Source organism: Azospirillum tabaci (assembly GCF_014596085.1).
GTDB lineage: Bacteria > Pseudomonadota > Alphaproteobacteria > Azospirillales > Azospirillaceae > Azospirillum > Azospirillum tabaci.
In genome coordinates this window covers 204034-216987 of the sequence record NZ_JACCJY010000005.1, presented here as the reverse complement: position 1 = coordinate 216987, position 12954 = coordinate 204034, and the positions used below count along the sequence as shown (strand labels likewise).

Genomic DNA, 12954 nt, shown 5'->3' with positions numbered 1-12954 from the left:
CCGAACGATGCCCGAACGCACCGAAATCGACGACGATGAGGACGAATACACCGGAACGCAGGACGGCGAAACCGGCGAAGGCACGCGGCACCGCTGGAGCGTTCCGGACGAGGCCGGCGGCCAGCGGCTCGACAAGGCCCTGGCGACGGGGCTTCCCGGCCTGTCGCGGTCGCGCGTGCAGGCTCTGCTGGAGCAGGGCTGCGTGCAGGACGGCAACGGGCGGACGGTCACGGACCCTTCCGTGAAGGTCAAGCCCGGACAAACTTTCGACGTTTTCATCCCCGAAGCTGAGCCTGCACAGCCCGAAGCCCAGGACATACCCCTGGACGTGGTCTATGAGGATGAGGACGTGTTGGTGATCGACAAGCCCGCGGGCATGGTGGTCCACCCCGCCGCCGGCAATCCGGACGGCACGCTGGTCAACGCCCTGCTCGCCCACTGCGGCGACAGCCTGTCGGGCATCGGCGGCGTGCGGCGTCCCGGGATCGTCCACCGGCTCGACAAGGACACCAGCGGCCTGATGGTCGTCGCCAAGAACGACCGCGCGCACCACGCGCTGACGGAGCAGTTCTCCGGCCGCACGCTCAGCCGCACCTACCAAGCTCTCGTTTGGGGCGTCCCCTCCCCCCGCGAGGGACGGATCGAGGGCAACATCGGGCGCAGCAGCACCGACCGCAAGAAGATGGCTGTGGTCACCGGCGGCGGAAAGCACGCGGCCACCCGCTACCGCGTCGTCCGCTCCTTCGGCACCGCGCTGGCGCTGGTCGAATGCACGCTGGAGACCGGACGCACCCACCAGATCCGCGTGCACATGGCGCACATCGGCCATCCCATCGTCGGCGACCCGCTCTACGGCAAGGGGCGTGCCGGCCGGGCCGGCGGCAAGCACGCCTCAGCCCTGCCGGAACCCCATCGCGAACGGTTTGTTGGCTTTCCACGTCAGGCGTTGCACGCCGTCGGGCTGACCTTCCGGCACCCCGCAACGGGGGAGACGGTCCGCTTCCAGGCGCCGCTACCCACGGATATTAAAGATTTGTCAGATTTCTTAGAATCGCTGTAATCCACTATACCCGCGCGCAGAAGTCGGTTATTCTTCGCGTCAACAGCCACCCACGCTCACGCTTGCATCCGGGACCATCCCCGGCGGATCGAACGGGCAAGCGGACGGCGAGGCGGCGCAGAACAGTGAACGGCCGTGTGCCCGTGAGAAGGCACGAACAACAGCCGTCGGAGAGGGTCCAACATGGCGACGATATCCAGCGTTCCGGTCATCAGTTCCGAAAGCAACCTCTCGCGCTACCTCCAGGAAATCCGCAAGTTCCCCATGCTTGCGGCGGAGGAGGAGTACATGCTGGCCAAGCGCTGGCAGGAGATCGAGGATTCGGACTCGGCGCACAAGCTGGTGACCAGCCATCTGCGGCTCGTGGCGAAGATCGCCATGGGCTACCGCGGCTACGGCCTGCCGCTGTCGGAGCTGATCTCCGAGGGCAACGTGGGCATGATGCAGGCGGTGAAGCGGTTCGATCCCGACCGCGGCTTCCGGCTGGCGACCTACGCCATGTGGTGGATTCGCGCCGCCATCCAGGAATACATCCTGCACAGCTGGTCGCTGGTGAAGATGGGCACCACGGCGGCGCAGAAGAAGCTGTTCTTCAACCTGCGCCGCCTGAAGGGCCAGATGCAGGCCATCGAGGAGGGCGACATGTCGCCCGAGCAGGTGCGCCACATCGCCACGACCCTCGACGTGCCGGAGCAGGACGTCGTCAACATGAACCGCCGCCTCGGCGCCCCCGACCATTCGCTGAACGCGCCGTTGCGCGCCGACAGCGAGGGCGAGTGGCAGGACTGGCTGGTGGACGAGACGGCGAACCAGGAAATCTCCCTGGCCGAGAACGAGGAGTTGGGCAAGCGGCGCAAGCTGCTGACCGCCGCCATGGAGAACCTGAACGAGCGCGAGCGCGACATTCTGGTGGAGCGCCGCCTGCGCGACAACCCCACCACGCTGGAGGATCTGTCGCAGAAATACGGCATCAGCCGCGAGCGCGTCCGCCAGATCGAGGTGCGCGCCTTCGAGAAGCTCCAGAAGGCCATCCGCAACGCCGCGGTGGAACAGAAGCTGGCTGGGTAGTTAACAACCCTCTCCCCTTTGGGGAGAGGGAAATACACTCTCCTCACGCCCCCGCGGGTTCGGCCAGTTGGTCCTGTTCGTCCGGCGCGTGACCGCCCGCCTCGTCGAACAGGTCGCCGGCCACCTCCGGCCCCCATTCCTGGACCAAGCCGACCTTCACGTCCTTCAGCGCGCTGACCCGCTTCTCGGCGCGCATCACCTCGAAATTCGCCACCATCGGCGGTATGCCGAAATAGAGCGCCCAGCCGATCGCCGCCGACCCGTACATCACCAGCCAGGCCAGCGGGTCCATGAAGATCTTGCCGGCGGCGCCGATGGTGTGATTGTGCTTCCACAGCTCGATGGCGTAGGGCATGCAGCCGCAGAAGTTCAGCCCGCCGACGGTGATCGGCGCCGATTTCTCCGGGTCGCGGTCGGTGACGTAGGCGACGATGGTCGGGATCATGCCGATGCCGAACAGGATCGACGTGGGCAGCACCACCAGACCCGCCGGGATGATCAGCAGGATCAGCGTCAGCATGCTGCCCTTGCGTTTCTTCTTCTTTCCGCCGTTCTTGCCGCCGCGCGCCATGGGTGCCACCCGATCCTTGGTTTGAAGGCCGCCGTCAGAAGGCGAAGAAGAGGATGATGCCGCCAACCAGAATCGTGGACAGCAGGCTCGACACGATGGCCGCCACCTGCCGGCCGGACGATTCGATGATGCTGTTCCGGTCGCCGATGCTCTGCCGCAGCTTGTTGATCTCGGCATCGGCCTCGCGGTAGGCGATCTGGGCGGCCTCGAACTCCAGCTTGTCGCGGCGCAGCGCCTCCGGATCGTCGACGATCTTCAGCAGATCGCCGAGGCGCCCATTGTGGGCCGCGGAATCGGCCAGCTTGCGCACGTTGTCCTGGTGTGGCCGGCTGTGGAAGCGGCGGAAGGCCGGGTCGAGCAGCGACACCACCCAGGCGGCAAGGTGCGACAGCGAGTCGGTGCCGGTGCGCACCTGCACGTCGGCGAGGATTGTCAGCATGGCGATCACCCGCCGCATCGGCTCGATGCTGGAACCGAGCTGGGTGTAGAGCATCTCGTCGGTCCGCCGGTGCCGCACCGCCAGGAAGGCGGCGACGTGGCGGTCGATGGGGTCCTTGTGCCGCTCGCTCCCCGCCCCCATCCAGTCGAGGGCGCGCAGCAGTTCCGCGGGTGTGGTCGGCATCTGCTTGGCGACCAGCGGGCTGATGCAGGGCATGGTGGGGTTCATCTCGTACAGCACGCGCTCCACCCCCAGACCGTGGCCCGTGCGGTCCAGCAGACCGCGGACCTGATCGAAGTTCTGCACCATCGGCACGAACTCCGGCTTGAAGTCACTCTGCACGCTCACCCAGAACATGGGAAGCTGGTTGGCCAGGACCTCCGCCGACGGCTGTGGCGACTCGCCGCGCAGGAAAGCATCGGCCAGCATGGTGCCGATGCCGTCCGGCATCATCGCCTTGCCGCGGTAGCGGATGGGCGCACCGGGGTCCAGCGCCATGCAGACGCGGGCAACCAGCCGTTCGGCCATGCTGCCGCCCTTGCCGGTGGTCGAGGCGGTCTGCACCGCGTTCGCCACCGCCTCCGCCCGCGCGTCGTCGCCCATGGAGCGGCGCAGCCACTTGTCCAGTTCGCCGCCCTCGATGACGGTGGCGGCAGGCGCCACATGACGGGCGAAGGCGCGGGCCAGCGTTCGGCAATGCCAGTAGTCCTGCCCCTGGAACTCCAGCGGGCGGGCGGCGCGGCGCGGCACCTGCGGCTGTTTCGGGCTGAGGCGGCGGCCGGCGACCCAGAGATCGAGATCCTGGAGCGTCCAGCGCTGCTTGGGATCGTCCACCAGCAGACCGCGGATTACCTCGCTGATGGCCAGCGGCAGGCGCATCTGGCCGACCAGCGCCGGGTAGGAGCCGCGCTCGATCTTGGCCTGGAGGATCGCCTCGTCCTCCAGCGCCCCCACCGGGTTGCGCCCCAGCAGCAGGAGCAGCAGCGTGACGCCCAGCGAATAGAGATCGTCGGCCATGGTGCCGGTGCCGCGCCCGGCCGGGGAGGCCATGCCGCGCTCCACCGTCTCCAGCAGGACCGGCTGGCCGTAGCCCGGCGGGGTGGACAGGCATTCGCCCAGCATCAGGCTGCTGGAGGCCAGATCGCGGTAATAGAGATTGGTTGGGCGGATCGCGCCATGGACCACGCCGCGGCTCGACAGCTCCTTCAACGCCGCGACCAGCGGGTGGATGATCTGCCGGGTCAGATGGTCTTCAGGGATCGGGTCCGTGGCCTCGGTCAGGCTGTTCATCAGCCGCTTGCCCGCCGGACGCTCGAAAATCATGCAGAGGCGGCGCCCGTGGCTTGCCGGCCAGTCCACCATGCCCCAGTCGAGCAGGCGCATGTGGGCCTGATTGTCGAGGCTGGCGACGGTGGCGGCGATGTCGGTGCGCGCCAGCGTGGCGCCGTGGCCGATGATGGCGAAGGCTTCGGACCGCTTGTCACGCAGCGGCTTCGCCGTGTAGGCGTTGCCGCCGATGGCGTTGAGCGCGGCGAGCGGCGCGTTGGGATGGATTTCGTACCGCTCGGCCAGCTTGACCGGCTCGGCGTTCGCCATCATCCGATCCGCGGCGGCTGCGGTCATGGCATCGGATGGCATGGCGTTCGAATCCCCGGAGCCTGCGAGCGTGTGCCAGCCTTAGTCGCTCGAAAAGGGCAAACAAACTGTTAACGAGGAGGGAAGTGGTTGCGGTGGGACCCCCACCGCAACCACTCAACAAGCCTCAATCCTGGAACGGGTCGTTCATCAGGATCGTGTCGTCGCGCTCCGGGCTGGTGGACAGCAGGGCCACCGGGGCCTGGATCAGCTCCTCGACATGGCGGACGTACTTCACCGCCTGGGCCGGCAGCTCCGCCCAGGAGCGGGCGCCCTGGGTGCTGTCCTTCCAACCCTCGAAGGTCTCGTAGATCGGCTCGACGCGGGCCTGGGCGCCGGCGTTGGCCGGGAAGTAATCCAGCTCCTGCCCGTCCAGACGGTAGCCGACGCACACCTTGATCTCGTCGAAGCCGTCCAGCACGTCCAGCTTGGTCATGGCGATGCCGTCGATGCCGCCGGTCTTCACCGCCTGGCGCACCATCACGGCGTCGAACCAGCCGCAACGGCGCTTGCGGCCGGTGACCACGCCGAACTCCTTGCCACGCTGGCCGATCAGCTCGCCGACGTCGTCGAACAGCTCGGTCGGGAACGGGCCGGAGCCGACGCGCGTGGTGTAGGCCTTGCAGATGCCCAGCACATAGCCGACGGCGCGCGGGCCCATGCCGCTGCCGGCGGCGGCGTTGCCGGCCACCGTGTTGGAGGAGGTGACGTACGGATAGGTGCCGTGGTCGATGTCGAGCATCTGGCCCTGGGCGCCCTCGAACAGGATGCGCTTGCCGGCGCGGCGCAGCTCGTCCAGCGTTTTCCAGACGACCGAGGCGTAGGGCAGCACCTGCGGGGTGATCTCGCGCAGCGGGTCCAGCAGGTCGGCCGGCTTCATCTCCGCCGCACCCAGGCCGCGGAGCAGCAGGTTGTGGTGGGCCAGAAGGGCGTCCACCTTCTCCTTCAGAACCGCCTCGTCGCCGAGGTCGCACAGGCGGATGGCCCGGCGGGCCACCTTGTCCTCATAGGCCGGGCCGATGCCGCGGCCGGTCGTGCCGATCTTGCCGGCGCCGCGGGCCTCCTCGCGCGCCTTGTCGAGCGCGCTGTGGACCGGAAGGATCAGCGGAACGTTCTCGGCGACCTGGAGCGTGGCGGGGGACACGTCCACGCCCTGGCTCTTGATCGCCGTCACTTCGCGGATGAAGGCCCAGGGGTCGAAGACGACGCCGTTGCCGATGATCGACAGCTTGTTCGGCCGAACCACGCCCGAAGGCAGCAGGCTCAGCTTGTAGGTCACGCCGTTGATCACCAGCGTGTGGCCGGCGTTGTGACCGCCCTGGAAGCGCACCACCACGTCGGCCCGGCTGGACAGCCAGTCGACGATCTTGCCCTTGCCCTCGTCGCCCCACTGGGCGCCGACCACCGCCACGTTGGCCATGTGTGTCTCCGCAAAAAAAGAAGGCAGAAAGAAAACGTTGCCCATGCAAAGGCGTCCCCCGACCTTGCGGGGGAAGCCCCATCGTGAAGTCTCAAGTCAGCGGCGTGACCGTGCCGCCGTCCAGCCGGTGGCCGCAGTCCAGCCGCCGGGCCTCCGCCGCCGCGTCCGCCACGGGGGCCAGCCCCGCCACGGTGACCCAGCCCTCGGCGCGCAGCTTGCCCGCGGCCGCCCAGGAGGTGCCATGCGGCACATAAACGCGCTTGGCCGGCTCCGGCGCCGGAACGGCGCGCAGGAGCGTGTCCATGTAGAGGGTGAAGCCGGTTCCCGGCTCGCCCTCCTCCTCCACGCCCGGACGCACGCCGGCGCGGTAGCGGCCCCCCGCCCCCAGCTCGCCGCGCACGTCGCGCGCGAACAGGGTGAAGCTGAGGCCGGTCTGGTATTCGAAGCCGCGGTGCTCCACCAGATCGACGGTGATCGTCAGATCGGGGCGCGCGGCGCGCAGCAGGCGCAGGGCGTCGGTCAGGCGGCGGCGGTCCTTCTCCGCCGTTTCCGGCAGCGGCAGCGCCGACAGCACCTCCATGGCGCGCTCCGCCGGGCCGGAGGCGGCCATCAGCGTGTGCAGCAGCGTGGCCGCCGGACCGCCGACCGCCGTCACCGCGGCGGCGTCCTTCTTGTCCAGCGCCTCGCGCAGGCGGGCGGTTTCCTCCTCGCCGAGCCCGAGGCCGCGGCAGACCCGCGCCACCATGGTCGGAACGCAGAGATCCACCGACAGGTGCCGCACCCCCACCCCTTCCAGGGCGTGGGCGGCGAGCAGGATCACCTCGGCGTCCGCCTCGGCCTCCAGCGGGCCGATCAGCTCGACACCGACCTGGGTGATCTGCCGTTCGGGACGGAGCTGCGACCCCTTCACGCGCAGCACCGGCCCGGCGTAGCACAGCCGCACCGGGCGGGCGCCGTTCTTCAGGCGTGTGGTGGCGATGCGCACGATCTGCGGGGTGATGTCCGCGCGCACGGCCATCATGCGCTGCGACAGCGGGTCCATCAGCCGGAAGGTCTGCTTCGCCATGGCGGCGCCGGAGCCGGACAGCAGATTGTCCTCGAACTCGACCAGCGGCGGCTCGACGCGCTCATAGCCGTGGGCGGTGAAGTCCGCCAGCAGGCGCGCCACCGCCGCCGCTTCGTGCGCCGCTTCGGGCGGCAGCACGTCGTGCAGGCCGGCGGGCAACAGGGCGGAGCTCAGGGAATCAGCGGGCATGGCCTGCGTCGTCTCGTCGAATGGGTGGCAAACCGTCGGCATGGCGAGAGCCCGCACGTCCGGTGGGCATGCGGTGCTCGGGCATACGGAGCGGGTCAATACCCCACCCCCCTTCCTCATGCAAACGGAAAAGCCCCGCGACCCGTGCCCGTCTCCCCTGCGCCGACGACAGGCGCCCATCCGGAAAGGTTCAAATCAGGATGGCATTCCAAACGAATCTCTGTTGAGTTTGACGCGAAACCTCCGGCATCCTGTGTACGAACCGTGCCAGCAGCAGCGGGGCAATGGCACCATGGCACGCCCGTCCGCCAGCTACGAAGTGCAGATCTACAAGCAGGACCACTGGGTCCTCGAAGCCCGCTTCGACACCGAGGCGGAGGCGCTGGTCTTCGGCCGCAAGGCGTTGTCCGGCGGCAAGGTCGAGGGCATGCGGGTGGTGCGCGACTGGCGGCGCCCGGACGGCCGCCATGTCGAGACGGAAGTCCATGTGGAGTTCCGTCAGGTCTCCCGCACGGTGGCCGCCTCCCCCATCGACGAGGCGCCGGCGCTCTGTCTCACGCTCGACCACTGCTACGGCGTGCAGAGCCGCATGGCCATGAACCGCGTGCTGCGCACTTACGTGGAGCGCGCGGTGGTCACTCCGACCGAGGTGCTGCACAACCACGCGGAGCTGGCGCGGCTTCTCAACACCGACAACCTCGTGCCCACCGCGGTCGGGCGGGTCGCCGCCCTCCAGGCGGGGAAGGCCGGGACGGACGGGCGCGGTCGACGCGACGCGCTGAACCTGCTGATGCACGAACTGACCGACCGGGCGCGCGTCGCCGCCGCGCGCAAGGACCTGCCGGCCATCGCCGCCACCGGCTTCCGCCCCATGTTCGACCGGCTGGATTCGAGCCTGCCGGCGGAGGAGCGCGACTTCCTCGCCCGCGTCGTCCTGTCCCGTGAGCTGGTGCAGATGCGCAACTGGCTGGCCAAGCTGGATTTCCTGGGCGAACTGGCGCGGGAGGACGGGGCTGCGGCCGACCGCCCGCTGGGGCTGCTCGACGGCGTGATCGCCGACGTCCTGGGCGCGCCCTCGGTCGCGCAGGAACTTCTCGGCGTCCAGGGCAGCCTCGCGGAGGCGCTGTGCAACCTGATCGACCTGTCGCGGGGCCGCCTGTCCCCGGCCAAGCGGGCGGAGGACGACCGCGCCGTCCAATTGAACGAGCTTCTCGCCTTCCACGATCTGGACCAGACGCGGCTGGTCATCCTGGATCTGGTGCGCCGGCAGTTGAAGGGCACGCAGCCCCTCTACCGCTCCGACCCGTCGCTGGAGATGGAGGCCTTCCAGGAGATCCTGAAGCGCACGCTCGGCCCCGACGGGCCGGCCGGTGGCGGGCCGATGGCCGAGGCGCTGGTCCTGCGCTACCTGCGCTTCCTGGAGGGCGGCGGTGCGCCGGGCCGCAGGCAAGCCATCGCGGAAGTGGCCGACCGCATCCCCGATGCGCGGGATCGGGTGCGCTTCCTGCTGGCACTGGCCGACTCGGACCTTGGGCATGGGCACACCACGGACATCTTGCGGCTGCTGCGCGCGCTGACCGGGAACCCGGCGTGCTATGGCCGCTTCATCCACCCCCGTCTGCCGCCCCGCGACAATCTGGAAGCGCTGACCCTGCTCTACTGCCAAGCCGCCGACTCGGCGCTGCCGGAGGAGGCCCGGACCCGCCTGACCAGCGATCTGGACGAAATTCTGGTGGCCTACATCACCGAGGAGCGGGTGGTGGAGCGGCTGGACGATCCCGGCGACGCGCTGCGGCTGCGGGCGAACCGCCTGCTGCAGGTCTGCGCGCCGGGCATCCTGCGCAGCCGGCGGGCGCTGGAGATGGTCCGGCGCCGCGTCGTCGAGCATCTCCGCCAACCGCAGTTCGACCGGAAATATGTGGAGGACCTGCCCGACGCGGTGGCGCAGCAGCGCGCCCTGCGGGAGTTCTACCGCATGTTGGGAGACGCCGGATTCGTCTGACCCGCAGACGGGTCCGCAGCCCCGATGCGGATGGACAGCTCCCGTCCCTTTGGATAATCAGCGCAGGACAACGGGGCAAAACTCGGGGAAGGACGGGGCGCCGCCACCGGCCCCCGCGGCGACGAAGGGCACAGCCTTGGGCAATGGCGTCGGCAATGGAATTGCGCTGGGACCGGTCTTCCACATCATCGGTATCCTTTTGACCATCCTGGGGCTGGGCATGCTGGTGCCGGCCTTGGCCGACGCCGCGGCAGGCAACAGCGACTGGACGGCCTTCGTCGGCTCCAGCGCGGCGACTCTGGCGGTCAGCGGGGGCATGGTCCTGGCGACGTCGAGCAAGGAACGCACGCGCTTCACCGTGAAGCAGCATTTCCTGCTGACGACGCTGTCCTGGTGCGTGCTGGCGGCCTTTGGCGCCCTGCCCTTCATGATCTCCGCCGCCCGCCTGTCCTTCACCGGCGCCTATTACGAGGCGATGTCGGGACTCTCCACCACCGGCGGCACGGTCATCGTCGGGCTGGACAACGCCCCGCCGGGGGTCCTGCTGTGGCGGTCGCTGCTGAACTGGTTCGGCGGGGTCGGCATCATCGTCATGGCGATCGCGGTGCTGCCCATCCTGCGGGTCGGCGGCATGCAGCTGTTCCGCACCGAATCCTCCGACAAGGGCGACAAGCCCTTCGCCACGGTGCAGGACACCGCCGGGGCCATCGCCATGACCTATCTGGCGCTGACCATCCTGTCGGCGGTCGCTTACCATCTGGCCGGAATGACGTGGTTCGACGCGATCAACCACGCCATGGCCTCCATCGCCACGGGCGGCTTCTCGACCAAGGACGCCTCGCTCGGCTGGTTCGACTCCCACGCGGTGCTGTGGGTGGCGACCTTTTCGATGATCTGCGGGGCCTTGCCGCTGACTTGGTACATCCGCCTGCTGCGCGGCCAGCGCAACGCGCCGGTCTTCGGCGACAGCCAGGTGAACGCGCTGCTGGCGATCCTGCTGGTGGCCGGCGTCGCCATGACCCTGTGGGCCTTCACCATAGTCGGCCTGCCCTTCTGGGACGCGCTGAGCCATTCGGCGGTGAACGTCACCTCGATCATCACCGGAACGGGCTTCGTCTCCACCGACTATTCGACCTGGGGCAGCTTTGCCGTCGTCGCCTTCTTCTTTTTCTACTTCATCGGCGGTTGCACCGGATCGACGGCGGGGTCCATCAAGATCTTCCGCTGGCAGGTGCTGGCCCTGTCGATGCTGAACCAGATGCAGCGGATGCTGAAGCCGAACCGGGTGCTGGTCCCGCTCTATCAGGGCAAGGTGCTGGACGAGGATGTGGTCGGCTCGGTCATCAACCTTGCCTTCGCCTTCATGGCGGCCTTCGGCATCCTGTCGCTCCTGGTCGCCGCGATGGGCGTGGACTACCTGAGCGCGGCCAGCGCCGTCGCCTCCGCGCTGGCGAACGCCGGGCCGGGGCTGGGGCCGGTGGTCGGCCCGTCCGGCACCATGGCCCCCCTGCCCGACGCCGCGAAATGGGTGCTGAGCTTCGCCATGCTGCTGGGCCGGCTGGAGGTCTTCACCGTGCTGGTGCTGATCCTGCCGAGCTTCTGGCGGGATTGAGCGGACCATGGAAAAGGCCGCGCAGAAACGCCTCAGCCGCGCAGTCTGTCCAGAATCTGTCGGCTGTGATTCACCCCACCAAAGAAGACGGCGAGAATCCTGACCTCGACCAACCCCTCATCGATTTCGAAATAGAAGATGAAATTTCCACTGGTGACGGTGCGGATGCCGGATCGAATTTCCGGATGCTCCGTGCCACGGTGTGGATGGGCCTCGAACGTCCGCATGTAGGCAAGGGCTTCGCCGATCCGCCCGGCGGCCCGCTCCATCGCACGTTCCCCGTCCTCGCCAAGGTCCCGATAGGCCTGGACGAGATGATCCTCGATCAGGTCGAAGTCTCGGGTAAGGGAGGCCGCGCGACGGACCTTATAGAGCCGCACGCGCCTGCCTCTTGCGGTCCAGCATCGCCTGGATTTCAGCCTCGCCGTCATCAAGATCGACGAACGCACCGGCGCGGCGCTGGTCGATCAGAATCCGCAATGCTTCGATCTCGACGTTGCTTCTCTCGGTGTCGCGTCGGAGCATGTCGAGGCCGCGCTGAAGAACCGCGCTGAGGCTCGGATACTGCCCGGCCTCGACAAGGCTGCGTGCGAAGGCTTCCTGTTCGTCGGTCAGCGAGATCGAGGTCTTCACAGTCATGCCTTGCCCTCCCTCACCAACCAAGTACTACCCAGTGGCACCAAGTTCAAGACTCAGCGCCCGAAGGTCTCCGCCTTGACCGTGGCGAAGGCCCAGTCGAGCCAGGGCAACACCGCCTCCATATCCTCGTTCTCCACCGTGGCGCCGCCCCACAGGCGCAGGCCCGGAGGGGCGTCGCGGTAGGAGCCGGCGTCGAAGGCGGCCTCCTCCTTCTCCAGCAGCGCGGCAAGCTTCTTGGCGAAGTCCGCCTGGGCCTCCGGCGTCAGGGCGGTCACCTCGGGATCGGTGAAGCGCAGGCAGATCGAGGTGCAGGAACGCGTCGCCGGATTGTCCGCCAGGAAGCCGGCCCAGGTCGAGGCCGCCACCCACTCCGAGACGATGCGGAGGTTTTGCTCCGACCGGCGGATGAGCTGGGTCAGGCCGCCGACCGACAGCGACCAGCGCAGCCCGTCGATGGCGTCCTCCACGCAGAGCATGGACGGCGTGTTGATGGTGTCGCCGACGAAGATGCCCTCGATCAGCTTGGCGCCGCCCTCCTTCCCGGCCGTCGTCAGGCGGAAGATCTTGGGCAGCGGACGGTCGGGCTGGAAGCTCTCCAGCCGCGCCACGGCGCGCGGGCTGAGCACCAGCATGCCGTGCGCGGCCTCGCCGCCCAGCACCTTCTGCCAGGACCAGGTGGCGACGTCGATCTTGCTCCAGGGAATGTCCATGGCGAAGGCGGCGGAGGTCGCGTCGCAGATCGACAGACCCTCGCGGTCCGCCGGAATCCAGTCGCCGTCCGGCACCCGCACGCCCGACGTCGTGCCGTTCCAGGTGAACACCACGTCGCGGCTGAAATCGACCTGCGACAGGTCCGGCAATTCGCCGTAGGCGGCCTGAATGGTCCGCACGTCGGACAGGCGGAGCTGCTTGGTGACGTCGGTCACCCATTCCTTGCCGAAGCTCTCCCAGGCCACCATGTCCACGCCGCGAGCGCCCAGCAGGTTCCACAGCGCCATCTCCACCGCCCCGGTGTCGGAGGCCGGGACGATGCCGATGCGGTAGTCGCCGGGGATCGCCAGAACGGCGCGGGTCAGGTCGATGACCTCCTTCAGCTTCGCCTTGCCCGGCTTCGAGCGGTGGGAGCGGCCGAGCAGCGCGCCATCCAGCGCGTCCAGCGACCAGCCGGGCCGCTTGGCGCAGGGGCCGGAGGAAAACAGCGGGTTCGACGGCCGGCGGGCGGGCTTCATGGACACTCTACTCCCCGGAACATG

The 12954-nt window shown here is 68.5% G+C and carries 11 protein-coding genes; 4 read left to right on the top strand and 7 right to left on the bottom strand.

Annotated features, from left to right (window positions below; genetic code table 11):
• Positions 1 to 7 precede the first annotated feature (7 nt).
• Both H0B54_RS09150 and rpoH read left to right on the top strand, forming a co-directional pair.
• Complete coding sequence (locus tag H0B54_RS09150; RefSeq protein ID WP_188260033.1) at positions 8 to 1060, top strand: RluA family pseudouridine synthase; 1053 nt, start codon at positions 8 to 10, stop codon at positions 1058 to 1060.
• Between the two features lie 183 nt (positions 1061 to 1243).
• Positions 1244 to 2128 carry an RNA polymerase sigma factor RpoH gene (gene rpoH, locus H0B54_RS09145; RefSeq protein ID WP_094302910.1) on the top strand — a complete coding sequence of 295 codons (885 nt, stop codon included), beginning with the start codon at positions 1244 to 1246 and terminating at the stop codon, positions 2126 to 2128.
• 43 nt (positions 2129 to 2171) lie between these two features.
• Here the strand turns inward: rpoH and H0B54_RS09140 are convergent, their stop codons facing one another.
• From H0B54_RS09140 to H0B54_RS09125, 4 genes are all read right to left on the bottom strand, one after another.
• Positions 2172 to 2699 carry a hypothetical protein gene (locus tag H0B54_RS09140; RefSeq protein ID WP_188260032.1) on the bottom strand — a complete coding sequence of 176 codons (528 nt, stop codon included), beginning with the start codon at positions 2697 to 2699 and terminating at the stop codon, positions 2172 to 2174.
• A 34-nt stretch (positions 2700 to 2733) separates the two neighbouring features.
• Complete coding sequence (locus tag H0B54_RS09135; protein ID WP_188260031.1) at positions 2734 to 4776, bottom strand: serine/threonine-protein kinase; 2043 nt, start codon at positions 4774 to 4776, stop codon at positions 2734 to 2736.
• 124 nt (positions 4777 to 4900) lie between these two features.
• On the bottom strand, positions 4901 to 6193 hold the full coding sequence (locus tag H0B54_RS09130; RefSeq protein ID WP_038527059.1) for an adenylosuccinate synthase: 1293 nt from the start codon (positions 6191 to 6193) through the stop codon (positions 4901 to 4903).
• A 91-nt stretch (positions 6194 to 6284) separates the two neighbouring features.
• Positions 6285 to 7448 (bottom strand): ATP phosphoribosyltransferase regulatory subunit, encoded by a 1164-nt coding sequence (locus tag H0B54_RS09125; protein WP_094303034.1) that lies wholly within the window; start codon positions 7446 to 7448, stop codon positions 6285 to 6287.
• A 292-nt stretch (positions 7449 to 7740) separates the two neighbouring features.
• Between H0B54_RS09125 and H0B54_RS09120 the strand changes: the two genes are divergently transcribed.
• Positions 7741 to 9450 (top strand): hypothetical protein, encoded by a 1710-nt coding sequence (locus tag H0B54_RS09120; protein ID WP_188260030.1) that lies wholly within the window; start codon positions 7741 to 7743, stop codon positions 9448 to 9450.
• A 136-nt stretch (positions 9451 to 9586) separates the two neighbouring features.
• The gene (locus H0B54_RS09115) at positions 9587 to 11062 is read left to right on the top strand and encodes a TrkH family potassium uptake protein (RefSeq protein ID WP_246472417.1); all 1476 of its coding nucleotides are present in this window, start codon (positions 9587 to 9589) and stop codon (positions 11060 to 11062) included.
• 32 nt (positions 11063 to 11094) lie between these two features.
• On the opposite strand, the gene H0B54_RS09110 is transcribed toward H0B54_RS09115, so the two are convergent.
• Genes H0B54_RS09110 through H0B54_RS09100 form a run of 3 tightly spaced genes read right to left on the bottom strand, consistent with a single transcriptional unit; the run spans position 11095 to position 12930 of the window.
• Entirely contained in the window at positions 11095 to 11442 is a 348-nt protein-coding gene (locus H0B54_RS09110) for a type II toxin-antitoxin system RelE/ParE family toxin (RefSeq protein WP_211109265.1), read from the bottom strand.
• Positions 11429 to 11701 carry a ribbon-helix-helix domain-containing protein gene (locus tag H0B54_RS09105; protein WP_188260029.1) on the bottom strand — a complete coding sequence of 91 codons (273 nt, stop codon included), beginning with the start codon at positions 11699 to 11701 and terminating at the stop codon, positions 11429 to 11431. The genes H0B54_RS09110 and H0B54_RS09105 overlap by 14 nt, the downstream gene beginning before the upstream one ends.
• Before the next feature lie 53 nt (positions 11702 to 11754).
• Complete coding sequence (locus tag H0B54_RS09100) at positions 11755 to 12930, bottom strand: phosphoserine transaminase (RefSeq protein ID WP_188260028.1); 1176 nt, start codon at positions 12928 to 12930, stop codon at positions 11755 to 11757.
• Between the last annotated feature and the right edge of the window lie 24 nt (positions 12931 to 12954).